The 25,195-nt window shown below is 54.8% G+C and carries 19 protein-coding genes, 2 tRNA genes and 3 rRNA genes; 6 read left to right on the forward strand and 18 right to left on the reverse strand.

Annotated features, from left to right (window positions below; translation table 11 throughout):
- Positions 1 to 77 precede the first annotated feature (77 nt).
- Genes bcsE through bcsG form a run of 3 tightly spaced genes read left to right on the forward strand, consistent with a single transcriptional unit; the run spans position 78 to position 3,503 of the window.
- A complete protein-coding gene (gene bcsE / locus AC2TE5_RS21765; RefSeq protein WP_484612355.1) occupies positions 78 to 1,640 on the forward strand; it encodes a cellulose biosynthesis c-di-GMP-binding protein BcsE in 1,563 nt (520 codons plus the stop codon).
- The gene (bcsF, locus tag AC2TE5_RS21770; RefSeq protein ID WP_024908822.1) at positions 1,634 to 1,831 is read left to right on the forward strand and encodes a cellulose biosynthesis protein BcsF; all 198 of its coding nucleotides are present in this window, start codon (positions 1,634 to 1,636) and stop codon (positions 1,829 to 1,831) included. Before bcsE ends, bcsF begins: the two co-directional genes overlap by 7 nt.
- Positions 1,824 to 3,503 (forward strand): cellulose biosynthesis protein BcsG, encoded by a 1,680-nt coding sequence (gene bcsG / locus AC2TE5_RS21775; protein ID WP_484612356.1) that lies wholly within the window; start codon positions 1,824 to 1,826, stop codon positions 3,501 to 3,503. Before bcsF ends, bcsG begins: the two co-directional genes overlap by 8 nt.
- 48 nt (positions 3,504 to 3,551) lie before the next feature.
- Here bcsG and AC2TE5_RS21780 read toward each other — a convergent pair whose 3' ends face one another.
- From AC2TE5_RS21780 to pepQ, 12 genes are all read right to left on the reverse strand, one after another.
- On the reverse strand, positions 3,552 to 4,544 hold the full coding sequence (locus tag AC2TE5_RS21780) for a family 8 glycosyl hydrolase (RefSeq protein ID WP_484612357.1): 993 nt from the start codon (positions 4,542 to 4,544) through the stop codon (positions 3,552 to 3,554).
- A 16-nt stretch (positions 4,545 to 4,560) separates the two neighbouring features.
- Positions 4,561 to 5,523: a bifunctional biotin--[acetyl-CoA-carboxylase] ligase/biotin operon repressor BirA gene (birA, locus tag AC2TE5_RS21785; protein ID WP_032662113.1), complete on the reverse strand. Its 963-nt coding sequence runs from the start codon at positions 5,521 to 5,523 to the stop codon at positions 4,561 to 4,563.
- Positions 5,520 to 6,548: a UDP-N-acetylmuramate dehydrogenase gene (gene murB, locus AC2TE5_RS21790; RefSeq protein ID WP_484612358.1), complete on the reverse strand. Its 1,029-nt coding sequence runs from the start codon at positions 6,546 to 6,548 to the stop codon at positions 5,520 to 5,522. The genes birA and murB overlap by 4 nt, the downstream gene beginning before the upstream one ends.
- 124 nt (positions 6,549 to 6,672) lie before the next feature.
- Positions 6,673 to 6,788: ribosomal RNA gene (gene rrf, locus AC2TE5_RS21795) — 5S ribosomal RNA — on the reverse strand.
- A gap of 70 nt (positions 6,789 to 6,858) precedes the next feature.
- Positions 6,859 to 9,764, reverse strand: a 23S ribosomal RNA gene (locus AC2TE5_RS21800).
- A gap of 180 nt (positions 9,765 to 9,944) precedes the next feature.
- Positions 9,945 to 10,020 (reverse strand) — tRNA-Ala (locus AC2TE5_RS21805).
- 38 nt (positions 10,021 to 10,058) lie between these two features.
- Positions 10,059 to 10,135: transfer RNA gene (locus AC2TE5_RS21810), tRNA-Ile, on the reverse strand.
- A gap of 69 nt (positions 10,136 to 10,204) precedes the next feature.
- Positions 10,205 to 11,744, reverse strand: a 16S ribosomal RNA gene (locus AC2TE5_RS21815).
- The 16S, 23S and 5S rRNA genes sit together here with 2 tRNA genes alongside, the layout of an rRNA operon.
- 377 nt (positions 11,745 to 12,121) lie before the next feature.
- A complete protein-coding gene (hemG, locus tag AC2TE5_RS21820; RefSeq protein WP_213330386.1) occupies positions 12,122 to 12,667 on the reverse strand; it encodes a menaquinone-dependent protoporphyrinogen IX dehydrogenase in 546 nt (181 codons plus the stop codon).
- Positions 12,668 to 12,677: 10 nt separating this feature from the next.
- Positions 12,678 to 14,129, reverse strand: coding sequence for a Trk system potassium transporter TrkH (trkH, locus tag AC2TE5_RS21825; RefSeq protein ID WP_023309600.1), 1,452 nt, complete (start codon positions 14,127 to 14,129; stop codon positions 12,678 to 12,680).
- A 39-nt stretch (positions 14,130 to 14,168) separates the two neighbouring features.
- Positions 14,169 to 14,783: an IMPACT family protein gene (locus tag AC2TE5_RS21830; protein ID WP_395304914.1), complete on the reverse strand. Its 615-nt coding sequence runs from the start codon at positions 14,781 to 14,783 to the stop codon at positions 14,169 to 14,171.
- A complete protein-coding gene (gene pepQ / locus AC2TE5_RS21835; protein WP_023333783.1) occupies positions 14,783 to 16,114 on the reverse strand; it encodes a Xaa-Pro dipeptidase in 1,332 nt (443 codons plus the stop codon). The genes AC2TE5_RS21830 and pepQ overlap by 1 nt, the downstream gene beginning before the upstream one ends.
- Before the next feature lie 190 nt (positions 16,115 to 16,304).
- On the opposite strand from pepQ, the gene fadB reads away from it, so the two are divergent.
- Together fadB and fadA are read left to right on the forward strand one after the other, a co-directional pair.
- Positions 16,305 to 18,494, forward strand: a complete 2,190-nt coding sequence (fadB, locus tag AC2TE5_RS21840; RefSeq protein WP_484612359.1) for a fatty acid oxidation complex subunit alpha FadB — start codon at positions 16,305 to 16,307, stop codon at positions 18,492 to 18,494.
- A gap of 9 nt (positions 18,495 to 18,503) precedes the next feature.
- Positions 18,504 to 19,667, forward strand: a complete 1,164-nt coding sequence (gene fadA / locus AC2TE5_RS21845; RefSeq protein ID WP_448636967.1) for an acetyl-CoA C-acyltransferase FadA — start codon at positions 18,504 to 18,506, stop codon at positions 19,665 to 19,667.
- A 182-nt stretch (positions 19,668 to 19,849) separates the two neighbouring features.
- Here the strand turns inward: fadA and fre are convergent, their stop codons facing one another.
- Entirely contained in the window at positions 19,850 to 20,551 is a 702-nt protein-coding gene (gene fre / locus AC2TE5_RS21850) for an NAD(P)H-flavin reductase (RefSeq protein WP_008501516.1), read from the reverse strand.
- Positions 20,552 to 20,593: 42 nt separating this feature from the next.
- The gene (ubiD, locus tag AC2TE5_RS21855; RefSeq protein ID WP_162269347.1) at positions 20,594 to 22,084 is read right to left on the reverse strand and encodes a 4-hydroxy-3-polyprenylbenzoate decarboxylase; all 1,491 of its coding nucleotides are present in this window, start codon (positions 22,082 to 22,084) and stop codon (positions 20,594 to 20,596) included.
- Positions 22,085 to 22,257: 173 nt separating this feature from the next.
- On the opposite strand from ubiD, the gene rfaH reads away from it, so the two are divergent.
- On the forward strand, positions 22,258 to 22,749 hold the full coding sequence (gene rfaH, locus AC2TE5_RS21860; protein WP_023309605.1) for a transcription/translation regulatory transformer protein RfaH: 492 nt from the start codon (positions 22,258 to 22,260) through the stop codon (positions 22,747 to 22,749).
- Here the strand turns inward: rfaH and tatD are convergent.
- From tatD to tatA, 4 genes are read right to left on the reverse strand one after another with little or no spacing between them, the layout of a single operon-like run.
- Positions 22,746 to 23,528, reverse strand: coding sequence for a 3'-5' ssDNA/RNA exonuclease TatD (tatD, locus tag AC2TE5_RS21865; protein ID WP_484612360.1), 783 nt, complete (start codon positions 23,526 to 23,528; stop codon positions 22,746 to 22,748). The genes rfaH and tatD overlap by 4 nt on opposite strands.
- 41 nt (positions 23,529 to 23,569) lie before the next feature.
- Complete coding sequence (gene tatC, locus AC2TE5_RS21870; protein ID WP_032646063.1) at positions 23,570 to 24,340, reverse strand: Sec-independent protein translocase subunit TatC; 771 nt, start codon at positions 24,338 to 24,340, stop codon at positions 23,570 to 23,572.
- Between the two features lie 2 nt (positions 24,341 to 24,342).
- Complete coding sequence (tatB, locus tag AC2TE5_RS21875; protein WP_484612361.1) at positions 24,343 to 24,885, reverse strand: Sec-independent protein translocase protein TatB; 543 nt, start codon at positions 24,883 to 24,885, stop codon at positions 24,343 to 24,345.
- Between the two features lie 3 nt (positions 24,886 to 24,888).
- Entirely contained in the window at positions 24,889 to 25,143 is a 255-nt protein-coding gene (gene tatA / locus AC2TE5_RS21880; RefSeq protein WP_063145007.1) for a Sec-independent protein translocase subunit TatA, read from the reverse strand.
- Positions 25,144 to 25,195: the final 52 nt, after the last annotated feature.

Here is a 25,195-nt window from a genome sequence, read left to right on the forward strand (position 1 = left end):
ATTTCAATGTTAGGTTTATTTCTACGCTTTCGCTAGTAAACTGAGATACAGATAAATTAGACGAAAAGAGGGACACCGTGGACTCCATATTTTCTATTGGCATCCAGTCATTATGGGACGAATTGAGCCACATGCCAGTCGGAGGAGTCTGGTGGATTAATACGGACCGTAATGAAGATGCTATCAGTCTGGTAAACCAGACAATTGCTGCTCAGGATAAGGATTCCCGCGTGGCCGTCATTAGCATGGGCGAAGAGCCCAGAAAAATTATCGCGCTTGAAAGTGGTCGCGGCCCCCAGACGGTGCGATTATTTTCCATGACATCGGAAGCCGATAGTCTATACTTTTTGTCCCGCGACGTTCAGTGCTCTATTGATCCGGATCACTATTTAGTGATTCTGAAATGTGCAAATAACGTCCTGCAAAATATGCCTGCTGAAAAACTGCTGCCGTGGCTGGAAAAAATCAATAAATGGGCAAAATTTCAAAATTGCACGCTATTGATAGTCAATCCCGGCAGTAATAATGACAAGCTGTTTTCACTTTTAATGGGCGAATATCGCACCCTGTTTGGTCTGGCAAGCATTCGTGACCAGGCGGGCAGCTATCTCTACGATATTGCCTTCTGGTGTAATGAAAAAGGCGTGAGCGCCAGGCAGCAGCTTACGCTGAAACATATCGAGGGCGAGTGGCACCTGGCGCAGCAGGAAGAAACCGTGGTGCAGCCGCGCAGTGACGAAAAACGCATCCTGAGCCATATCGCGGTTTTAGAGGGAGCACCTGCCCTGTCGGAAAACTGGTCACTGTTTGAATCAAACGAAGCCCTTTTCCATGAAGCCCGCACAACCCAGGCGGCAACCATTATTTTCTCGCTGATGCAGAATAACCAGATTGAGACGCTGGCAAGGCAAATCCACACCTTACGCCGCCAGCGCGGCAGTGCGTTGAAAATCATCGTGCGCGAAAATAATACCAGCCTGCGCGCCACCGATGAGCGCCTGCTTCTGGGCTGCGGCGCCAATATGGTTATTCCATGGAATGCGCCGTTGTCACGCTGCCTGACGCTTATCGAAAGCGTTCAGGGCCAGCAGTTTAGCCGCCATGTACCGGAAGATATTTCCACGCTGCTCTCCATGACGCAGCCGATGAAGCTGCGTGGATACCAAAAATGGGATACCTTCTGCGACGCCGTTGGCAACATGATGAGCAACACGCTTCTTCCTGCTGACGGAAAAGGGGTTATGGTCGCCCTGCGTCCTGTACCGGGTATTCGCGTTGAACAGGCTCTCACCCTATGTCGCCCGAACCGTACAGGGGACATCATGACCATCGGCGACAATCGCCTGGTGCTGTTTTTGTCCTTCTGCCGGGTAAACGATCTCGATACGGCGCTTAACCACATCTTCCCCCTGCCTACCGGGGACATTTTCTCGAACCGTATGATTTGGTTCGAAGATAATACGATCGGCGCGGAGCTGGTGCAGATGCGTGCGCTCCAGCCTGAACAATGGGTTAAGCCGCTCGCTATCAAGAGCGATGCCAAACCGATCCTCAATGCCAGACATGATGGACACGTCTGGCGTCGGGTTCCGGAACCCCTTCGCTTATTAACAGACAACGCGGAGAACGCATCATCATGAATATCAGCGATATCATTCAACTGGTTATATTCTGTGCGCTGATCTTTTTCCCGCTTGGCTACTATGCGCGCCATTCCATACGCCGTATCCGTGATACGGCCAGAGTGCTCTTTATCAAACCTCGCTACGTAAAACCAGCCGGAACACTGACACGGGCATCACACGTCAAGGCAGACCGAAAACATGACTAATTCTACCTATACCGCTTCGGCACCCTCGCCGCTCTGGCAATACTGGCGCGGCCTTTCCGGCTGGAACTTCTACTTTCTGGTGAAGTTTGGTCTGCTGTGGGCAGGCTATCTGAATTTCCATCCCCTTCTCAACCTCGTGTTTATGGCCTTCCTGCTGATGCCGCTGCCGAATATCAGGCTGCATCGCTTACGTCACTGGGTAGCCATCCCTCTCGGCTTTGCGCTGTTCTGGCATGATACCTGGCTACCGGGGCCGGACAGCATTATGAGCCAGGGGTCGCAGGTGGCGGGCTTTAGCGCCAGCTATGTCCTCGATCTGACCGAGCGCTTTATTAACTGGCAGATGATTGGCGCGGTATTTGTGCTGCTGGTTGCCTGGCTGTTCCTGTCACAGTGGATCCGCGTCACGGTGTTTGTCGTCGCGATTATGGTCTGGCTTAACGTGCTGACGCTGGCTGGGCCAAGCTTTTCGCTGTGGCCTGCCGGTCAACCGACCACCACGGTGACCACCACAGGGGGAAGCGCAGCGGCAACCGTCACCACGGCAGGCGATACGCCTGTGGTGGGTGATATCCCAACCCAGACCGCACCGCCGACCTCAACCAACCTGAACGCCTGGCTCTCCAGTTTCTATACCGCGGAAGACAAGCGACAGACTAAATTCCCGGATGCGCTGCCGGCGGATGCTCAGCCGTTTGAACTGCTGGTGATCAACATCTGCTCTCTCTCCTGGGCCGACGTGGACGCCGCCGGTTTGATGTCTCATCCGCTGTGGTCACACTTCGATATTCAGTTTAAAGATTTCAACTCTGCCACCTCGTACAGCGGCCCGGCGGCGATCCGCCTTCTGCGTGCAAGCTGCGGTCAGACATCGCATAAAAACCTGTATCAACCCGCCGGAAACCAGTGTTATCTGTTCGATAACCTCGCAAAACTGGGCTTTACGCAGCATCTGATGCTGGGGCATAACGGCCAGTTCGGTAGCTTCCTGAAAGAGGTGCGCGAACAGGGTGGCATGCAGGCACCGCTGATGGATCAAACCGGTCTTCCTGTCTCTCTGCTGGGCTTCGACGGTTCGCCTGTTTATGACGATACCGCCGTCCTGCAACGCTGGCTGCAGACCATCGAAAAAGACAGTAATCCACGCAGCGCGACGTTCTTTAATACCCTGCCGCTCCACGACGGTAACCATTTCCCGGGCGTGAGCAAAACGGCAGATTATAAAGTGCGAGCGCAGAAACTCTTCGACGAGCTGGACGCGTTCTTCACGGAGCTGGAAAAATCAGGCCGTAAAGTGATGGTGGTTGTGGTGCCTGAGCACGGTGGTGCGCTGAAAGGCGACAGAATGCAGGTGTCAGGCCTGCGTGATATCCCAAGCCCGTCCATCACCAACGTACCTGCAGGCATTAAATTCTTCGGTATGAAGGCACCGCATCAGGGCGCACCGATTGAGATCGCTCAGCCAACCAGCTATCTGGCAATCTCAGAACTGGTTGCCCGCGCCGTTGACGGCAAGCTGTTTGTAGAAGATAGCGTGAACTGGGATCAGCTCACCAGCAAACTGCCGCAAACGGCGGAGGTTTCCGAGAACGCCAACGCGGTCGTCATTCAATATCAAAACAAACCGTACGTTCGCCTGAACGGCGGGGATTGGGTACCGTATCCGCAGTAACACGGTATGACGTCCCTCTCCCCATCGGGGAGAGGGACAATGTCGACATTATTGCTGGGCGATCCACACCAGCATTTTCAGACTTGCCGAATAGTAGTCGTCTTTAGAGGTAATTTCGGGTTCTCCAGAAGGCTGTCCCATCGTTAAATCACGCACGGCCAACAGGCCGCCTTCCATCATGTAGGGCGCATATTCGTTGGTCGTGACGTTAACCCAGGCGGGAGTTTGTTCCCGGGGGAACTGACCGAACCAGGCCTTCCACGGCGTCAGCAGCGGGCTTTGCTTATCAGACCAGGCAAGGTATAGCGGAATACGAATCGCGTCATAGCTCATCCGCGGCGGCCAGCCTTTAGCCGGGGCCAGCTTGCCGCCAGATGCCAGTGAAACCCAGTCAGCGGGCAGATTCGCTTTGCCAGAGCCCATTTTCCCCAGCAGACGTTTCCCGTCCTTAATCAAATCGCGCCAGACCGGCAAATGACTGCGTCCGGCGAAGGCCTGCCAGGCCGGAAACACGAAATAGGAAGGATTAAGGACCACTTCACCCTCAAGCTTAAATCCCTGGACGCCGGGCAGCATCACGCGGTAGCCCGCATAGCGGATCACGCTGTGGTCAATCAGTGCTTTTGTAATGGCATCCGATGCGGCGCTGTAGCGCTTGTCATGCCAGCGGGCGTCGGCTTTGATCAACGCCCAGGCAATCAGCACATCACCATCTGCAGCGTTGTTTTTGTCGGCGACCGGGTTGGACTCTGCGGGGTTATAGCGCCAGTAGAATAAACCATTTTCTTTGTTCTTCAGCTGACTGTCTGTCCATTGCCAGAGCTTATCGAACGTGGCTTTATCGTCGTTGGCCACCGCCATCAGCATGGCAAAACCCTGGCCTTCCGTATGCGACACGCCGCCATTGCCGGTATCGACAATGCGACCTTCCGGTTTGAAAAAGCGGGCCTTGTAACTCTCCCAGGCCCGATCCGCATGAGAGAGAGGCGAGAACAGCAGACTCATCATGACGGCCAGCGTCGCGCAGACGGGTTTTCGCATAATTAACTCAATCCGGTTATTCGGCACTTCGCAGTGAAATCTCACCGCCCATCCAGGGTTTGATCACGCCATCCTGCTCCAGGAGCAGCGCGCCCTGTGCGTCAATACCGCGGGAAGTCCCGTAGATCTCTTTATCACCAATCAGCAATTTCACCGGGCGGTTGATGAAGTTATCCAGCTTTTCCCAACGAGACAGGAACGGTGCCAGCCCTTCCTGTTCAAAAAGCGTGAGTGAGCTGCGCAACTCTTTAATCATACGCACGGAAAGGGTGTTACGATCGATGACGATCCCCGCCTCCTGGAGATTAGTCCAGGCCTGATTCACCACATCATTTTGTACATTGCGCATCACCATATTGAGGCCTGCGCCAATGACGATCTGTGCCGCATCGCCCGTTTTTCCCGTCAGTTCGACAAGAATACCGGCAAGTTTACGATCGTTGAGGTACAGGTCATTAGGCCATTTAACGCGTACCTTATCTGCTCCCAGATCGTGCAGCACTTCCGCCATGACGATGCCGATGACCAGACTCAGGCCAATGGCAGCGGCCGGGCCCTGATCGAGTCGCCAGTACATGGACAGATAGAGGTTAGCGCCAAATGGCGAAAACCATTTGCGTCCGCGACGGCCACGACCGGCCTGTTGATATTCAGCAACGCAGGCATCGCCTGATTTTAGCTCAGGCAGACGATCCAGAAGGTACTGGTTCGTCGAATCAATCACCGGCAGCACCGCAACATTGCCGTGTCCAATCTGGCTGCGGATCGCTTCTTCATTCAGCAATTGAATAGGCTCCGGCAGGCTGTAGCCTTTTCCGGGAACCGTGAACACATCAACACCCCAGTCGCGAAGCGTCTGAATATGCTTGTTAATGGCGGCACGGCTCATGCCAAGCTGTTCACCCAGCTGCTCGCCAGAATGAAACTCACCGTCAGCAAGGATGCTAATCAGGGTTAAGGGGATAGTATTGTCTTTCACGCGATGGCCTCCACGGCATTGACTTCACCTGTGCGGCCAATGAAGCGAACTTCTGGCTCCAGCCAGACGTTAAACTTTTCGCCCACACGCTGACGAACATAATGAGCCAGCTGTACGACATCATCGCTGGTCGCATCGCGTTGATTAATCAGTACCAGGGCCTGCAGTTGGTGAACGGCGGCACCGCCTACTGAAGCGCCTTTTAGCTGGCATTGATCGATGAGCCACCCCGCGGCCAGCTTCACGCTGCCACCCGCCTGAGGATAATGTGGCGCTGCTGGCCATCCTTCAAGAAAGACTTTTGCATTTTCGCTGCTGATAACCGGGTTTTTGAAGAAACTCCCAGCGTTTCCGTTTACTTTTGGATCGGGAAGTTTGGTCATTCGCATATGGCAAACCGAGTCAAAGACGTCGCGGGCGGTAACGGTAGTCGGATCGAGACGCGTTAAATCCCCGTAGGTCAGCACCGGCTGCCAGTTCTTCGACAGGCGCAGACCCACGGCGACAATCACGTAGCGGTCCTGATATTCATGTTTGAAGATACTGTCACGATAGCCAAATCGGCACTGTTCTGCCGTTAAACGCTTAGCCGTTCCGGTCGCCAGTTCGATGCAGTCGACATATTCACAGACATGTTTCAGTTCGATGCCGTAGGCGCCGATGTTTTGAATAGGTGACGATCCGGCGCAGCCTGGAATAAGCGCAAGGTTTTCCAGACCCGGCATCCCTTTTTCGAGGGTAAATTGCACCAGCTGATGCCAGTTTTCTCCGGCCCCCACGTGCACGTGCCAGCTGTCGGCACGCTCTTCCACATCAATGCCCATGATGCGGTTAACGATCACCGTTCCCGCAAAATCATCGAGAAACAGGACATTACTTCCTTCGCCCAGAATCAGTACGGGTTCGTTATTTTCTGTCGCGTTTTGCCATGCATCCAGCAGCTGCTGTGCAGTATCGGCACGTACAATTTGATTAGCATTGCGTTGAATGCCAAAGGTATTCCAGGGCTTAAGGGAGTGGTTCATAGACGCTATCCTGATGCAAAAACGCAGGTAGTTTACCGTATAAGCAGGGCGTTGGGGGATTAGTTTGTGCAGCGTATAAACGCAAAAAGGCCATCCTTCCGGATGGCCTCTTCACTTATTTGATGCCTGGCAGTTCCCTACTCTCACATGGGGAGACCCCACACTACCATCGGCGCTACGGCGTTTCACTTCTGAGTTCGGCATGGGGTCAGGTGGGACCACCGCGCTAAAGCCGCCAGGCAAATTCTGTTAATCTGTATCAAGCTGAGTTGAATGTGTCGTCTCTTCGCCGAAACAGCTTCGGCGTTGTAAGGTTAAGCCTCACGGTTCATTAGTATCGGTTAGCTCAACGCATCGCTGCGCTTACACACCCGACCTATCAACGTCGTAGTCTTCAACGTTCCTTCAGGACCCTTAAAGGGTCAGGGAGAACTCATCTCGGGGCAAGTTTCGTGCTTAGATGCTTTCAGCACTTATCTTTTCCGCATTTAGCTACCGGGCAATGCCATTGGCATGACAACCCGAACACCAGTGATGCGTCCACTCCGGTCCTCTCGTACTAGGAGCAGCCCCCCTCAATTCTCCAGCGCCCACGGCAGATAGGGACCGAACTGTCTCACGACGTTCTAAACCCAGCTCGCGTACCACTTTAAATGGCGAACAGCCATACCCTTGGGACCTACTTCAGCCCCAGGATGTGATGAGCCGACATCGAGGTGCCAAACACCGCCGTCGATATGAACTCTTGGGCGGTATCAGCCTGTTATCCCCGGAGTACCTTTTATCCGTTGAGCGATGGCCCTTCCATTCAGAACCACCGGATCACTATGACCTGCTTTCGCACCTGCTCGAGCCGTCACTCTCGCAGTCAAGCTAGCTTATGCCATTGCACTAACCTCCTGATGTCCGACCAGGATTAGCTAACCTTCGTGCTCCTCCGTTACTCTTTGGGAGGAGACCGCCCCAGTCAAACTACCCACCAGACACTGTCCGCAACCCGGATTACGGGTCTACGTTAGAACACCAGCCATTAAAGGGTGGTATTTCAAGGTCGGCTCCACGCAGACTGGCGTCCACGCTTCAAAGCCTCCCACCTATCCTACACATCAAGGACCAGTGTTCAGTGTCAAGCTATAGTAAAGGTTCACGGGGTCTTTCCGTCTTGCCGCGGGTACACTGCATCTTCACAGCGAGTTCAATTTCACTGAGTCTCGGGTGGAGACAGCCTGGCCATCATTACGCCATTCGTGCAGGTCGGAACTTACCCGACAAGGAATTTCGCTACCTTAGGACCGTTATAGTTACGGCCGCCGTTTACCGGGGCTTCGATCAAGAGCTTCGCGTTGCCGCTAACCCCATCAATTAACCTTCCGGCACCGGGCAGGCGTCACACCGTATACGTCCACTTTCGTGTTTGCACAGTGCTGTGTTTTTAATAAACAGTTGCAGCCAGCTGGTATCTTCGACTGATTTCAGCTCCACCCGCAGGGGCTTCACCTACATATCAGCGTGCCTTCTCCCGAAGTTACGGCACCATTTTGCCTAGTTCCTTCACCCGAGTTCTCTCAAGCGCCTTGGTATTCTCTACCTGACCACCTGTGTCGGTTTGGGGTACGATTTGATGTTACCTGATGCTTAGAGGCTTTTCCTGGAAGCAGGGCATTTGTTACTTCAGCACCGTAGTGCCTCGTCATCACACCTCAGCGTTAATAAGGTACCGGATTTACCTGGAACCTCCGCCTACATGCTTAAACCGGGACAACCGTCGCCCGGCTAACATAGCCTTCTCCGTCCCCCCTTCGCAGTAACACCAAGTACAGGAATATTAACCTGTTTCCCATCGACTACGCCTTTCGGCCTCGCCTTAGGGGTCGACTCACCCTGCCCCGATTAACGTTGGACAGGAACCCTTGGTCTTCCGGCGTGCGGGCTTTTCACCCGCATTATCGTTACTTATGTCAGCATTCGCACTTCTGATACCTCCAGCGCCCCTCACAGGACACCTTCAACGGCTTACAGAACGCTCCCCTACCCAACAACGCATAAGCGTCGCTGCCGCAGCTTCGGTGCATGGTTTAGCCCCGTTACATCTTCCGCGCAGGCCGACTCGACCAGTGAGCTATTACGCTTTCTTTAAATGATGGCTGCTTCTAAGCCAACATCCTGGCTGTCTGTGCCTTCCCACATCGTTTCCCACTTAACCATGACTTTGGGACCTTAGCTGGCGGTCTGGGTTGTTTCCCTCTTCACGACGGACGTTAGCACCCGCCGTGTGTCTCCCGTGATAACATTCTTCGGTATTCGTAGTTTGCATCGGGTTGGTAAGCCGGGATGGCCCCCTAGCCGAAACAGTGCTCTACCCCCGAAGATGAGTTCACGAGGCGCTACCTAAATAGCTTTCGGGGAGAACCAGCTATCTCCCGGTTTGATTGGCCTTTCACCCCCAGCCACAAGTCATCCGCTAATTTTTCAACATTAGTCGGTTCGGTCCTCCAGTTAGTGTTACCCAACCTTCAACCTGCCCATGGCTAGATCACCGGGTTTCGGGTCTATACCCTGCAACTTAACGCCCAGTTAAGACTCGGTTTCCCTTCGGCTCCCCTATACGGTTAACCTTGCTACAGAATATAAGTCGCTGACCCATTATACAAAAGGTACGCAGTCACACCACAAGGGTGCTCCCACTGCTTGTACGTACACGGTTTCAGGTTCTTTTTCACTCCCCTCGCCGGGGTTCTTTTCGCCTTTCCCTCACGGTACTGGTTCACTATCGGTCAGTCAGGAGTATTTAGCCTTGGAGGATGGTCCCCCCATATTCAGACAGGATACCACGTGTCCCGCCCTACTCTTCGAGTTCACAACCTGTGCATTTTCGTGTACGGGACTATCACCCTGTACCGTGCGACTTTCCAGACGCTTCCACTAACACACAAGCTGATTCAGACTCTGGGCTGCTCCCCGTTCGCTCGCCGCTACTGGGGGAATCTCGGTTGATTTCTTTTCCTCGGGGTACTTAGATGTTTCAGTTCCCCCGGTTCGCCTCGTTAACCTATGTATTCAGTTAACGATAGTGTGTCGGAACACACTGGGTTTCCCCATTCGGACATCGCCGGGTCAAAGGTTCATATCACCTCGCCGGCGCTTTTCGCAGATTAGCACGTCCTTCATCGCCTCTGACTGCCAGGGCATCCACCGTGTACGCTTAGTCGCTTAACCTCACAACCCGAAGATGTTTCTTTCGATTCATCACCGACTTGCGAAAATTTGAGAGACTCGAACACACATAATATGTGTGTCGTTTCAATTTTCAGCTTGATCCAGATTTTTAAAGAGCAAAACTTCGCAGTGCACCTTTTCAGGTTCACTCTGAAGTTTTCTTGTGTTCGCAGTAAAAGATGGTGGAGCTATGCGGGATCGAACCGCAGACCTCCTGCGTGCAAAGCAGGCGCTCTCCCAGCTGAGCTATAGCCCCATCGTTTTACCAACCTCTTCAAATTTGCTTCGCAAATTTGGTAGGCCTGAGTGGACTTGAACCACCGACCTCACCCTTATCAGGGGTGCGCTCTAACCACCTGAGCTACAAGCCTGTAGAGGTTTTTACTGCTGTTTTTCATCAGACAATCTGTGTGAGCACTACAAAGGCAGGTTCTTTAAGGTAAGGAGGTGATCCAACCGCAGGTTCCCCTACGGTTACCTTGTTACGACTTCACCCCAGTCATGAATCACAAAGTGGTAAGCGCCCTCCCGAAGGTTAAGCTACCTACTTCTTTTGCAACCCACTCCCATGGTGTGACGGGCGGTGTGTACAAGGCCCGGGAACGTATTCACCGTAGCATTCTGATCTACGATTACTAGCGATTCCGACTTCATGGAGTCGAGTTGCAGACTCCAATCCGGACTACGACGCACTTTATGAGGTCCGCTTGCTCTCGCGAGGTCGCTTCTCTTTGTATGCGCCATTGTAGCACGTGTGTAGCCCTACTCGTAAGGGCCATGATGACTTGACGTCATCCCCACCTTCCTCCAGTTTATCACTGGCAGTCTCCTTTGAGTTCCCGGCCGAACCGCTGGCAACAAAGGATAAGGGTTGCGCTCGTTGCGGGACTTAACCCAACATTTCACAACACGAGCTGACGACAGCCATGCAGCACCTGTCTCAGAGTTCCCGAAGGCACCAAAGCATCTCTGCTAAGTTCTCTGGATGTCAAGAGTAGGTAAGGTTCTTCGCGTTGCATCGAATTAAACCACATGCTCCACCGCTTGTGCGGGCCCCCGTCAATTCATTTGAGTTTTAACCTTGCGGCCGTACTCCCCAGGCGGTCGACTTAACGCGTTAGCTCCGGAAGCCACTCCTCAAGGGAACAACCTCCAAGTCGACATCGTTTACGGCGTGGACTACCAGGGTATCTAATCCTGTTTGCTCCCCACGCTTTCGCACCTGAGCGTCAGTCTTTGTCCAGGGGGCCGCCTTCGCCACCGGTATTCCTCCAGATCTCTACGCATTTCACCGCTACACCTGGAATTCTACCCCCCTCTACAAGACTCTAGCCTGCCAGTTTCGAATGCAGTTCCCAGGTTGAGCCCGGGGATTTCACATCCGACTTGACAGACCGCCTGCGTGCGCTTTACGCCCAGTAATTCCGATTAACGCTTGCACCCTCCGTATTACCGCGGCTGCTGGCACGGAGTTAGCCGGTGCTTCTTCTGCGGGTAACGTCAATCGACAAGGTTATTAACCTTATCGCCTTCCTCCCCGCTGAAAGTACTTTACAACCCGAAGGCCTTCTTCATACACGCGGCATGGCTGCATCAGGCTTGCGCCCATTGTGCAATATTCCCCACTGCTGCCTCCCGTAGGAGTCTGGACCGTGTCTCAGTTCCAGTGTGGCTGGTCATCCTCTCAGACCAGCTAGGGATCGTCGCCTAGGTGAGCCGTTACCCCACCTACTAGCTAATCCCATCTGGGCACATCTGATGGCAAGAGGCCCGAAGGTCCCCCTCTTTGGTCTTGCGACGTTATGCGGTATTAGCTACCGTTTCCAGTAGTTATCCCCCTCCATCAGGCAGTTTCCCAGACATTACTCACCCGTCCGCCGCTCGTCACCCAGGAGCAAGCTCCCTGTGCTACCGCTCGACTTGCATGTGTTAGGCCTGCCGCCAGCGTTCAATCTGAGCCATGATCAAACTCTTCAATTTAAGTTTGATGCTCGTGAATTAAACTTCGTAATGAATTACGTATGTTCACTCAGAGACTTGGTATTCATTTTTCGTCTTGCGACGTTAAGAATCCATGTCACTTTGAGTGCCCACACAGATTGTCTGATAAATTGTTAAAGAGCAGTGCCGCTTCGCTTTTCGCAGCGGCGCGGGGTGTGCATATTACGCTTTCCCGCTTCAGAGTCAAGCGTTTATTTTCGCTTTTCTCTGCTGGCGTTCATCTCTGAACCCCGCTAACCCGGCGGCCTGTAAGCCGTTGTTCCGTGTCAGTGGAGGCGCATTATAGGGAGTTATTCTGAAGTGACAAGCACAAAATACAAAAAACTTTTCGTTCGCTCACTTTTCAAACTTAACGCTTATTTAAGTCGCGAATCGCCCGTTAAATGTGCGATTTCCCGCGCAAAACTGGCCACCTGCGACCAGTCGGTATAAACCACTTCTTTACGCGTATCGGTTTCACCCCCGGTCATCTTCATAATCAGGCGGATCATAAAGCGGTCATACCAGCGGTAGCGAGGATAGCGCAGCGCGCCGGCAAAGACGGCGCACAGGTCTGGCTGCCACGGCGAGCTGAGCAAAAACTTGCGCGTGTAGCTGTTGGTCTGCGGCGTACGCTTCTCGGCTTTACGCGCGACAAGATTGACCGAGTAAAACGCACCGGGCAATTTGTTAAGCACCGCCGTGTGCTTTTTCACAAAGCGGTCCAGCGCCGGATGGAAATGCCCGTAACGAATTGACGCGCCAATTACCACGCGATCGTAATCCTGCCAGGTTATCTGATCCGCACGATTCAGGTTTACAACATCCGAGTAAATACCCAGCTCTTTTAATTCCGATGCCAGATACGCGGCAATCTCACGCGTTTGCCCGTCTCGCGTAGAGAAAAGAATCAGTGTTTTCATCAACGGCTCCTTACTCGCGCCAGAATGTAGGGGTGAACAGCACCAGCAGCGTAAAGACCTCAAGACGACCAAACAGCATATTGGCAATGAGGATCCATTTCGCGACCGGGTTCATACTGGCAAAGTTATCCGCCACAACGCCTAGGCCAGGCCCGAGGTTGTTCAATGTTGCGACGACGGACGCAAAGGCGGAGAAATCATCCACCCCCGTCGCGATAATCGCCAGCATGCTGACGATAAAGACCAGCGCATACGCCGAGAAGAACCCCCACACCGCTTCGAGGATACGTTCCGGCAGCGCGCGGTTCCCCAGTTTGATGCTGTAGACCGCGTTCGGATGGACCAGACGCTTCAGCTCGCGGTTCCCCTGCTTAAACAGCAGCAGAATACGAATCACCTTCAGGCCACCGCCGGTAGACCCCGCACAGCCCCCGATAAATGCAGAGCATAAAAGCAGCACCGGCAGGAACAACGGCCAGCGCGCGATGCTGTCCGTGGTAAACCCGGCGGTCGTCGCCATTGATACCACCTGGAAGAACGCCTGATTTAGCGTGGTCAGCGCGGAGTTGTAGACATCATGGAACCACAGCACCAGGGTACAGATGATCACCAGCGTCAGCTGGACGCCAATGAACATACGGAACTCTGGGTCACGCCAGTACACCTTCAGGCTACGCCCGCTCAGTAAAGAGAAGTGCAGACCGTAGTTACAGCCTGAGATCAACAGGAAAATGGCAATAATCGTGTTAATCGTTGGGCTGTCGAAGTAGCCGACGCTGGCATCGTGAGTGGAGAACCCGCCGATAGCAATCGTCGCGAAGCTGTGTCCGATGGCGTCGAACGCGGGCATCCCGGCGAACCATAGCGCCAGCGCACAGGCCACCGTCAGCAAGACATAGATAAGCCACAGGGTTTTCGCCGTCTCGGCAATACGCGGGCGCATCTTATTATCTTTCAGCGGTCCGGGCATTTCGGCGCGATAGAGCTGCATCCCCCCGACGCCCAGAATCGGCAGAATAGCCACCGCCAGGACGATGATCCCCATCCCCCCGAACCACTGCAGCATCTGGCGATAAAAGAGAATGGCGTGCGGAAGCGAATCCAGGCCCACCAGCGTCGTCGCCCCGGTCGTCGTTAAACCGGAGAACGATTCAAAAAAGGCATCAGTGATGCTCAGGTTAGGCTGTTCAGAGAAGATGAAGGGCAGCGAACCGACGCTCCCCAGCACCGTCCAGAACAGGACCACAATCAGAAATCCTTCGCGAGATTTCAGTTCACCTTTCTGACGACGGTTTGGCCACCACAGCAGCGAGCCAATCGCCAGCGCGACAAAGAAGGTCTGGGTAAATGCCCGCCCCGCGCCGTCCCGGTAGATAAGCGCCACCAGTCCAGGGAGAATCATCGTCCCGGAAAAGAGTATGACCAGCAGTCCAACGATTCGGGTTATGGCACGAAAATGCATCTCTGCCGCTTCCTTTGGTATTCAAAAGTGAGGTGGGGATTATTCTTCAATCGGCAGCAATTGCAACGAACCACGACTAAAATCAGCCAGTTTTGCTGAAAAAGCAGCCAGTTCCGCCTGAGGAAGCGCCACGCGTAATTGCACCATTGCCTGATATTCACTGTGCGCGATGACGCCGTTAAACTGCCTCAGCAGCGCCTCGATGCCGGATAACTGGGCGTAATCACACAGTAAAGTATATTCGGTAAGCGGCGTTTTGCGGGTGGTTATGAGTATATTCAGTGCCTGCTGAACCCCACCGCCGTACGCTTTAACCAGCCCACCCGTGCCTAACAAAATACCACCGTAGTAGCGCACCACCACGGCGGTAATTTCACCCACGCCGCTGCCCATCAGCTGTGAAAGCATAGGTTTACCGGCCGTGCCCGCCGGTTCACCGTCGTCGGAAAACCCCAGCTGTTGCGAATCGTCGGGCGGCCCTGCTACCCACGCCACGCAGTGGTGACGTGCGTCAGGATGCTCCGCGCGAACAGACTCGACAAACGCCTTTGCCGCCTCTACGCCGTCGGTATGCGCCAGCAGCGTAATAAAGCGGCTTTTCTTGATTTCCTCAACAAAGGTGACCGGTTCAGCCGGTATCAGCCAGCTTTCCATCAGGCCAGCTTCAGGTCTCGCGTCATGTTCTCGATACCGTTTTCGTGAACCACAACGTTATCTTCGATGCGAATACCGCCAAACGGCTTCAGCGCGTCAATTTTTTCCCAGTTGAAGTGTTTGCTGAACTGGCCTTCACGCCACGGCGCCAGCAGGGATTCGATAAAGTAGATCCCCGGTTCAATCGTCAGCACCATACGCGGCTCCAGAATACGGGTGCAGCGCAGGTAAGGATATTTAGACGGTGCCGCCAGGTGCGTACCGGTATCATCCTGCATAAAGCCCGCAACGTCGTGAACCTGCAGGCCCAGCGGGTGACCGATACCGTGCGGCATGAATGGCCCGGTCAGATCGTTCTCGACCATCGCCTCTTCGCTCATGTCTTTCACAATCTGATGCTTACGCAGCAGTTTTGCGATGCGCTGATGGAACTGGATGTGGTAATCCACATAGCTGGTTCCAGCTTTCATGGTGCCAATCAGCGCCAGCTGTTCATCGTTCACGTCTTTAATCAGCTGCGCGAAATCGGTATCCGCATTCGCCGCCCAGGTACGGGTCAGGTCGGCCGCGTAGCCGTTATACTCTGCCCCTGCGTCCAGCAGGAAGCTGCGCATTTCCGACGGAACATGGTGATCCAGTTTGGTGTAGTGAAGCACAGACGCGTGCTCGTTCAGCGCGACAATGTTGCTGTACGGCACGTCGGTATCGCGATGACCGGTGGCGGTCAGGTACGCCTGGTTGATATCGAACTCGCTCATGCCGGACTGGAACGCTTCATGCGCCGCACGGTGACCGTTCACCGCCGTTTTTTGCGCTTCACGCATGCAGTAAAGTTCGTAGTCGGTTTTATACGCGCGGTAATAGTGCAGGTAATCCAGCACCCCTTTCGGATTGAGTTTGTCTGCCGGAATATCCAGACCCAGCGCGCGCTCTGGAACAGGGCCAATGTAGCCGATGTTGCCACGCGCCGCAGGCAGCTGGCTGCCAATGCCGTCCGCTTTCGGCAGCGCAATCACGTCGATCTCTTCGGTCCAGAAAGAGGTCGGCAGCGGCTCTACGTTGTGCCAGTAATCAACAGGCAGGTAGAACCACAGTTTCGGCTTGTTCACGCCGTCCACCAGCAGCCAGCAATTCGGAACCTGAGTCACCGGTACCCAGGCTTTAAACTGCGGGTTCACCTTAAACGGATACGCGTGGTCATCCAGAAAGGTATTCATCAGCTCGCCGGAGTGGATCAGCAGTGCATCCAGCTTAAAGCGGGCCAGTACATCGCGGGTACGTTCCTGTAGGGTAACGATATGATTTTTATAAAGCGAAGCCAGTGAGTCCATCATTCTTCCTTTCGTTTTTTTGACCTCAAGTCATCGCATCTTAGCACACCTCACTCCGGCTGCGTGATTTCCACCGACCGTGATCAATGCAGCATTTTCTTAATGAGTAATTTGCATTTTATTAACATAAATCCCACACTCCGATTCATCTGGTATGACCAGATCCAATTGCTGGATTCAGGAGACTGACATGCTCTACAAAGGCGACACCCTGTACCTCAACTGGCTGGAAGATGGCATTGCCGAACTGGTGTTCGATGCCCCCGGCTCAGTGAACAAGCTTGATACCGCGACGGTGGCCAGTCTTGGCCAGGCGCTGGATGTTCTTGAAAAACAACCTGAATTAAAAGGGCTGCTGCTGCGTTCGAACAAAGCGGCCTTTATTGTCGGTGCCGATATCACCGAGTTCCTTTCGCTGTTCCTGGTCCCGGAAGAACAGCTGAGCCAGTGGCTGCACTTTGCCAACAGCGTCTTTAATCGTCTGGAAGATCTGCCTGTCCCGACCATTTCCGCCGTTAGCGGCTATGCGCTGGGCGGCGGCTGCGAGTGCGTGCTGGCGACCGACTACCGTCTGGCGACGCCGGACCTGCGCATCGGCCTGCCGGAAACCAAGCTGGGCATCATGCCGGGCTTTGGCGGCTCCGTGCGTATGCCGCGCATGCTGGGTGCCGACAGCGCCCTGGAGATCATTGCTGCAGGTAAAGACGTCGGCGCCGAACAGGCGCAGAAAATTGGCCTGGTCGACGGCGTCGTGAAGCCAGAGAAACTGGTTGAAGGTGCTGTCGCCATTCTGCGTCAGGCAATCAATGGCGACCTCGACTGGAAAGCCAAACGCCAGCCGAAGCTGGAGCCGTTAAAACTCAGCAAGATTGAAGCCACCATGAGCTTCACCATCGCTAAAGGCATGGTGATGCAGACGGCGGGTAAACACTACCCGGCGCCTATCACGGCGGTGAAAACCATTGAAGCGGCTGCCCGTCTCGGTCGCGATGAGGCGCTGAAGCTCGAAAATCAGAGCTTTGTTCCGCTGGCGCACACCAATGAAGCCCGCGCGCTGGTCGGTATCTTCCTCAACGATCAGTTCGTGAAGGGTAAAGCCAAACAGCTGACTAAAAACGTTGAGACGCCAAAACATGCGGCGGTACTCGGCGCCGGCATTATGGGTGGCGGCATCGCTTACCAGTCGGCCTGGAAAGGCGTGCCGGTAGTGATGAAAGACATCAGCGAGAAATCCCTGACGCTGGGCATGACCGAAGCGGCCAAACTGCTGAATAAACAGCTGGAACGCGGAAAAATTGACGGGCTGAAGCTTGCAGGCGTGATCTCCACCATTCAGCCCGTGCTGGAATACAGCGGTTTCGACCGTGTGGACGTGGTGGTCGAAGCCGTCGTCGAGAATCCGAAAGTCAAAAAAGCGGTGCTGGCGGAAACGGAAGACAAGGTTCGTCCTGAGACCGTGCTGGCCTCTAACACCTCCACCATTCCAATCAGCGAACTGGCGAGCGTGCTGAAGCGTCCGGAAAACTTCTGCGGGATGCACTTCTTCAACCCGGTACACCGTATGCCGCTGGTCGAAGTGATCCGTGGGGAAAAAACCTCTGACGAAACCATCGCTAAAGTGGTGGCATGGGCAAGCAAGATGGGCAAAACGCCGATCGTTGTTAACGACTGCCCGGGCTTCTTCGTCAACCGCGTGTTGTTCCCTTACTTCGCCGGTTTCAGCCAGCTGCTGCGCGACGGTGCGGACTTCCGCAAAATCGACAAAGTGATGGAAAAACAGTTCGGCTGGCCGATGGGCCCGGCGTATCTGCTGGACGTGGTCGGCATTGATACCGCCCACCACGCTCAAGCGGTGATGGCGGCAGGCTTCCCGCAGCGTATGCAGAAAGATTATCGCGACGCCATTGACGCACTGTTTGACGCCAACCGCTTCGGCCAGAAAAACGGCCTGGGCTTCTGGCGCTATAAAGAAGACAGCAAAGGCAAACCGAAGAAAGAAGAAGATGCCGCGGTGGATGGCCTGCTGGCTGAAGTCAGTCAGCCAAAACGCGACTTCTCCGACGATGAAATCATCGCCCGGATGATGATCCCGATGGTCAACGAAGTGGTGCGTTGCCTGGAAGAAGGCATCATCGCCAGCCCGGCAGAAGCCGATATGGCGCTGGTATACGGCCTGGGCTTCCCTCCGTTCCACGGCGGCGCGTTCCGCTGGCTGGACACGCTCGGCAGCGCCCGCTATCTCGATATGGCTCAGCAGTATCAGCACCTCGGCCCGCTTTATGAGGTGCCGGAAGGGCTGCGTAACAAAGCGCGCCATAACGAACCCTACTACCCAGCAGTTGAGCCAGCCCGTCCGGTTGGCGAGCTGAAAACGGCTTAAGGAGTCACAATGGAAAAGGTTGTCATTGTTGATGCGATTCGCACCCCGATGGGCCGTTCAAAAGGCGGTGCATTCCGTAACGTGCGTGCAGAAGATCTCTCCGCGCATCTGATGCGTAGCCTGCTGGCGCGTAACCCGGCGCTGGATACTGCTGCGCTGGACGATATCTACTGGGGCTGCGTGCAGCAGACCCTGGAGCAAGGTTTCAACATCGCCCGTAACGCGTCGCTGCTGGCGGAGATCCCGCATTCGGTTCCGGCTGTCACCGTGAACCGCCTGTGCGGTTCATCAATGCAGGCGCTGCACGACGCGGCGCGTATGATCATGACCGGCGATGCGCAGGCCTGCCTGGTGGGCGGCGTTGAGCACATGGGCCACGTGCCGATGAGCCACGGGGTCGATTTCCACCCTGGCATGAGCCGTAACGTGGCGAAAGCCGCGGGGATGATGGGTCTGACCGCCGAGATGCTCTCTCGTCTGCACGGCATCAGCCGTGAAATGCAGGATGCCTTTGCCGCGCGCTCTCACGCTCGCGCATGGGCGGCGACGCAGTCCGGTGCCTTTAAGAATGAGATCATCCCGACCGGCGGTCACGACGCAGACGGCGTACTGAAGCAGTTCAGCTACGACGAAGTCATCCGCCCGGAAACCACCGTAGAAGCGCTTTCAACTCTGCGCCCTGCGTTTGATCCGGTCACCGGTACGGTAACGGCAGGTACTTCGTCGGCGCTGTCAGACGGTGCCGCCGCGATGCTGGTGATGAGCGAAAGCCGCGCCCGCGAGCTGGGCTTAACCCCTCGCGCTCGGGTACGTTCGATGGCGGTCGTGGGCTGCGATCCTTCAATCATGGGCTACGGCCCGGTTCCGGCCTCGAAGCTGGCGCTGAAAAAAGCGGGATTAACCGCCAGCGACATCGACCTGTTTGAGATGAACGAAGCGTTCGCCGCACAGATCCTGCCGTGCATTAAGGATCTGGGGCTGATGGAGCAGATCGACGAGAAGATTAACCTCAACGGCGGCGCGATCGCCCTCGGTCACCCGCTGGGCTGCTCCGGGGCGCGTATCAGCACAACGCTGATTAACCTGATGGAACGCAAAGATGCCCAGTTTGGTCTGGCAACGATGTGTATCGGGCTGGGTCAGGGTATCGCGACGGTGTTTGAGAGAGTGTAAATCAGGAAAAGTATCTCAAAGCCAATGGCGTCAGAACAAGGCGGCAAGCGAGCGAATCCCGATGAGCTTACTCAAGTAAGTGATTCGGGTGAACGAGCGCAGCCAACGCAGTTATGGCGTCATTGGCGAAGAGAGAGAGTTTAGTTGCCGTTCTTCCCGCCTGTCAGGGGCGGGTTTTTTATTTAAATGAAGGCAAACGCATCGCCAAACAGGCGGTCTTCACGCGCGTCACGTTCATTACAGAACAGGTCACGGGCAATTTTCGCCATCTCAAAACGGCCAGCGATATAGATATCATGCCCTGCCAGCGTGCCATGATCCTGCAGCACCGCCGTCAGCACCGTCCCACTACGACCACGCCAGCCCTCTTCCGGCTGCTCAACCACCGGCTCAATGCGCAGGTTAGGATGGGTTACGCTCAGCGCTTCCAGTTCAGACAGGTCGTACAGATGTTTCTCTTCGCGGCCACCCCAGTAAATGGTGATGTCGCGGTCCGGGTTACGCGCCAGTGCGGTCAACAGAATAGAGCGCACATAAGAGAAGCCCGTACCGCCAGCGATCAGGATCAGCGGACGGTCTTCGTCATCGCGCAGCCACGCATCACCGTGCGGAATATCCACCACGATTTCACGTTCCTTCAGGATCCGATCCATCACCGCCATCGCATACAGGTTAAGCTCTGACGCACCAATATGAAGCTCAATAAATTCCTGCTCAGCTGGCGTTGAGGCCATAGAGAAAGGACGCTTATCACGCTCATCCATCACAACCATCAGGTACTGACCCGCGCGGAAAGAGAATGGCGCTTCTGGCACTAAACGGACGCGATATACGGTGTCGGTGATGGCATCTACCGAGGTCACTTTACAGCTTAAGGTTGTCATTCGCTCTCTCTGTCGGGAAGTCTATAGGGCTTAACGGTCAGCTCAGGGTTTACCGTTATTCATTATGGCCAGCTCGTCCCAGATCGCGTCAATTCGCGCGGTCACTGCAGGATCTTTTTTGATCGGGCGACCCCATTCACGGTCGGTTTCGCCAGGCCATTTATTTGTGGCATCCAGTCCCATCTTTGAGCCAAGACCGGAAACCGGCGAGGCAAAATCCAGGTAATCTATCGGCGTGTTTTCGACTAACACCGTGTCACGCGCCGGATCCATTCGCGTGGTAATGGCCCAGATTACGTCATTCCAGTCGCGGGCGTTAACGTCATCATCGCAGACAATAACAAATTTGGTATACATAAACTGGCGCAGGAAAGACCATACGCCCATCATCACGCGTTTAGCATGGCCAGGATACTGCTTCTTCATCGTGACCACCGCCATGCGATACGAGCATCCTTCAGGCGGCAGATAAAAATCAACAATTTCCGGGAACTGCTTTTGCAGGATTGGCACAAACACTTCGTTCAGCGCCACGCCCAGCACCGCCGGTTCGTCCGGTGGACGTCCGGTATACGTGGAGTGATAAATCGCATCTTCACGCTGCGTAATGTGCGTCACGGTGAACACCGGGAAGTTATCCACTTCGTTGTAATAGCCGGTGTGGTCGCCGTAAGGGCCTTCTGGCGCCATTTCACCCTGCTCAAGATAACCTTCCAGCACAATTTCTGCACTGGCCGGAACTTCGAGATCGTTAGAAATACACTTCACGACTTCGGTTTTCGTTCCGCGCAGCAGGCCTGCAAACGCATATTCAGAAAGGGTATCCGGCACGGGGGTGACGGCTCCCAGAATGGTGGCCGGATCGGCACCTAAGGCGACAGACACCGGGAAACGTTCCCCCGGATGCGCGGCGCACCACTCCTGGAAATCCAGCGCGCCGCCGCGATGCGACAGCCAGCGCATAATGAGTTTATTCTTGCCAATCAACTGCTGGCGGTAAATACCGAGGTTTTGCCGCTCTTTGTGCGGGCCGCGCGTAACGGTCAGCCCCCAGGTGATCAGCGGAGCGGCATCTTCAGGCCAGCACTGCATGATAGGGATTTTAGTCAGATCAACCGCATCGCCTTCCAGCACTTTCTGCTGGCACGGCGCGCCGCGCAGGCGTTTGGTGGGCATGTTCAGCACCTGCTTAAACTGCGGCAGTTTGTCGAACAGATCGCGGAAGCCTTTCGGTGGCTCCGGCTCTTTCAGAAACGCCAGCAGTTTACCGACTTCACGCAGCGCCGTGACGTCTTCCTGCCCCATCCCCAATGCAACACGGCGCGGTGTACCAAACAGGTTGCACAGCACCGGCATTGAGTAACCTTTTGGATTTTCAAACAGTAATGCGGGACCACCGGCACGCAGGGTGCGGTCAGCAATTTCTGTCATCTCCAGATAAGGATCAACAGGAAGTGTAATACGTTTGAGTTCACCCTGCTTTTCCAGCAGCGTCAGGAAGTCGCGGAGATCGTGGTATTTCATGCAGTTAATCATGGCCTCTCTGTAAGCGCTTCATTATACGGCGTATGCCTGCTTGATGCTGTAATTTTGTTAAATAAGCGTGAACTTATGCGTTCTGTTCCATTTTCCCCCATTATAATCAACTTAGCGATCCCGCCAGGGTTTTGATATGCTTGCGCCCCGAACTAAGGGAAAGAGTGATTATGCAGGCCTGGTATTTACTGTATTGCAAACGCGGGCAACTTCAGCGCGCGCAGGAACATCTTGAACGTCAGTCTGTAAATTGCCTGACGCCCGTGATCACGCTTGAAAAAATGCAGCGCGGGAAGCGCACAACCGTCAGTGAGCCGTTGTTCCCGAACTACCTGTTCGTGGAGTTCGACCCGGAAGTTATCCACACCACCACCATCAGCGCAACGCGTGGCGTCAGCCACTTCGTTCGTTTTGGCGCCCACCCGGCAACGGTTCCGTCGACGGTCATTCATCAGCTGTCGATTTATCAACAGCCTGAAGGGATCACCGACCCCGAAACCCCTTACACCGGCGATAGCGTCGTGATTACCGAAGGCGCTTTCGAAGGCCTGCAGGCGATTTTTGCCGAGCCGGACGGGGAAGCGCGATCTATGCTGTTGCTCAATCTGCTGAACAAGCAGGTACTGCAGAGCGTTAAAAACACCGACTTCCGCAAACTTTAAACGTTTATTCCGAACAGATTACGCACGTTGTCATCCGTCTGCGCCGAAAGCCAGTGCGGATCCTCTCCGCGCCACTTCGCAACGCTCTCAACAATGTGCCCCAGATACGCGGGCTCATTTCGCCGCGATGCCGGTTTGGGCTTCATATCGCGCGGTAGCAGATAAGGCGCATCGGTTTCAAGGAGCAACCGGTCAGCCGGGATCGCTGGCAACAGCTCCCGAAGCTCAAGCCCGCGACGCTCATCGCAAACCCAGCCGGTAATACCCAGATAAAGCCCTCGCTTCAGGCAATCCAGCGCTTCCTGCCGTGAACCGGTGAAGCAGTGCAGCACCGCGCCGGGCAGTTTATCCAGCCACGGATCCAGAAGTGCCAGGAAACGCTCATGCGCGTCGCGGCAGTGCATAAATACGGGCATTCCAAGCTCTACCGCCAGCGCGAGCTGGGCAGTGAACGCCTTTTCCTGCTCTTCAGGCGTGGAAAAGTTACGGTTGAAATCGAGACCGCATTCGCCAATCGCCACAACGTCTGGCGTCTTCGCCAGCCTGTACAGGGTGTCGCCGCTTTCCGCGGTCCACTGGCTGCTGTCGTGAGGATGCACGCCGGCAGTAGACCAACAACGATCGTAGCGTTGCGCCAGCTGCTGCGCCTGCTCGCTCTCATGCAGGTTGGTGCCTGTCAGCAGCAGCCCTTTCACCCCGGCTGCAAACGCGCGCGCAACCACCTCATCACGATCTTTCGCAAACTGCGAGCTGGTCAGATTGAGTCCGATATCAAACATGCAAATCCCCATATAACAACCGCCCTGACGGGCGGCTGTTTTTACTCTTCAGTGGTCTTGTCGGACGTATCGTCTTCGTCATCCGCTCGACGTCCTTTACCCACGTAGAAACGCGAGAAGAATACGCCGACCTCAAACAGACAGTACATCGGTATGGCCAGCAGCGTCTGCGAGAACACGTCAGGCGGCGTCAGCAGCATGCCGACCACAAAGGCGCCCACCAGAATATATGGACGCTTCTTACGCAGGTCATCCGGGGTGGTTACCCCAACCCAGCAAAGCAGCACAATGGCCACCGGCACTTCGAATGCCACGCCAAACGCCATAAACAGCGCCATCACAAAGCTGAGGTAGCTGGCGATATCCGTCGATACCTGGACCCCTTCCGGCGCGGTATGCGTCAGGAAACCGAAGGCCAGCGGGAAGACAACGAAATAGGCAAACGCCATGCCGATATAGAACAGCAGCGAGCTGGACACCAGCAGCGGGATCACCAGCTTGCGTTCATGCTTATACAGCGCTGGCGCCACAAACGCCCACACCTGATAAAGAATGACCGGTGCAGAGGCAATCAACGACACCCAGAAGGTCAGCTTGATGGGGGTAAAGAACGGAGAAGCAACGTCTGTTGCAATCATCGTTGCACCCAGCGGCATCTGCTTGATCAGCGGCGCAGAGACCACCTGATAGATATCGTTGGCAAAATAGACCAGGCACAGGAATATGAGTAAAACCGCAATAATGCAGTTTAACAGGCGCTTACGCAGCTCAATGAGGTGCGCAATCAGCGGTTGAGTATCATCTACTGCCATGTTTACGCTTTATCACTCGACGAGGGGGATGATTCGGAAACGGACGCAGCGGGCTTCACTTCCGCCGTTTTTGCCACCGGCTCTTCCGGCTGCGACTGTTTTTTCACTTCGGCTTCCTGCGGCGTCTGCTCTGGCGCGGCAGCCTGATGTTCAGCGCTGGCAGGCGTTACGCCCTCGCGCTGCTCCTCGCTGCCCTTCACCACCGGGTTATGGATGGTGTTCGCTTCATCGCTCGCTTTTTCAGGATCGTTAACGCTATAGGAGCGCTTCATCGATTCCGCCGCTTCGCGCAGCTCATCCATTGACGCTTTCAGTTCCGGCGTCAGGTTATCCATGCTCGCCTTCTCGACCTTTTTCAGGCTTTCCTGAAATTCCTGCAGCTTAAGCTCCTGCGCCAGTTCATTCTGAACGGTCGATGCAAGCGATCTCAACGCACGAACCCAGCCCGCAACGGTTTTCACTGCCACCGGCAGACGCTGCGGCCCCAGCACAATCAGGCCAATCACAAAGACCAGCAGGAGTTCACCAAAACCAATGTCGAACACGACTTACACCTGCTCTTTATCGTGGCGTTTAGCGTCTTCCTTTTTGGCTTCTTCTTGCTTGTCGGCGATGGATTTAGCAGTAAAATCAGCATCCTGGCTGGTTTTATCCTGCTTGGTCTCATCATCGCTCATCGCTTTCTTGAAGCCTTTGATAGACGCGCCCAGATCGGAACCAATAGAACCGAGCTTTTTGGTGCCAAACAGCAGCACGACGATGACGGCAATGATCAACAATTGCCAGATACTGATACCACCCATACATGTTCCTCAGGGATAGATGATTAAAGAGTCAGATCGCATTATACGTATG

It is taken from the genome of Enterobacter sp. N5-15 (assembly GCF_057221635.1).

What these genes read in the sequence shown, in the direction of transcription:
- fadA (WP_448636967.1), top strand. Translation starts at nt 18,504, where the DNA reads ATGGAAAAGGTTGTCATTGTTGATGCGATTCGCACCCCGATGGGCCGT.
- fre (WP_008501516.1), bottom strand. Translation starts at nt 20,551, where the DNA reads ATGACAACCTTAAGCTGTAAAGTGACCTCGGTAGATGCCATCACCGAC.
- tatA (WP_063145007.1), bottom strand. Translation starts at nt 25,143, where the DNA reads ATGGGTGGTATCAGTATCTGGCAATTGTTGATCATTGCCGTCATCGTC.
- hemG (WP_213330386.1), bottom strand. Translation starts at nt 12,667, where the DNA reads ATGAAAACACTGATTCTTTTCTCTACGCGAGACGGGCAAACGCGTGAG.
- AC2TE5_RS21830 (WP_395304914.1), bottom strand. Translation starts at nt 14,783, where the DNA reads ATGGAAAGCTGGCTGATACCGGCTGAACCGGTCACCTTTGTTGAGGAA.
- pepQ (WP_023333783.1), bottom strand. Translation starts at nt 16,114, where the DNA reads ATGGACTCACTGGCTTCGCTTTATAAAAATCATATCGTTACCCTACAG.
- AC2TE5_RS21780 (WP_484612357.1), bottom strand. Translation starts at nt 4,544, where the DNA reads ATGCGAAAACCCGTCTGCGCGACGCTGGCCGTCATGATGAGTCTGCTG.
- rfaH (WP_023309605.1), top strand. Translation starts at nt 22,258, where the DNA reads ATGCAGGCCTGGTATTTACTGTATTGCAAACGCGGGCAACTTCAGCGC.
- bcsG (WP_484612356.1), top strand. Translation starts at nt 1,824, where the DNA reads ATGACTAATTCTACCTATACCGCTTCGGCACCCTCGCCGCTCTGGCAA.
- murB (WP_484612358.1), bottom strand. Translation starts at nt 6,548, where the DNA reads ATGAACCACTCCCTTAAGCCCTGGAATACCTTTGGCATTCAACGCAAT.
- tatD (WP_484612360.1), bottom strand. Translation starts at nt 23,528, where the DNA reads ATGTTTGATATCGGACTCAATCTGACCAGCTCGCAGTTTGCGAAAGAT.
- trkH (WP_023309600.1), bottom strand. Translation starts at nt 14,129, where the DNA reads ATGCATTTTCGTGCCATAACCCGAATCGTTGGACTGCTGGTCATACTC.
- fadB (WP_484612359.1), top strand. Translation starts at nt 16,305, where the DNA reads ATGCTCTACAAAGGCGACACCCTGTACCTCAACTGGCTGGAAGATGGC.
- tatC (WP_032646063.1), bottom strand. Translation starts at nt 24,340, where the DNA reads ATGGCAGTAGATGATACTCAACCGCTGATTGCGCACCTCATTGAGCTG.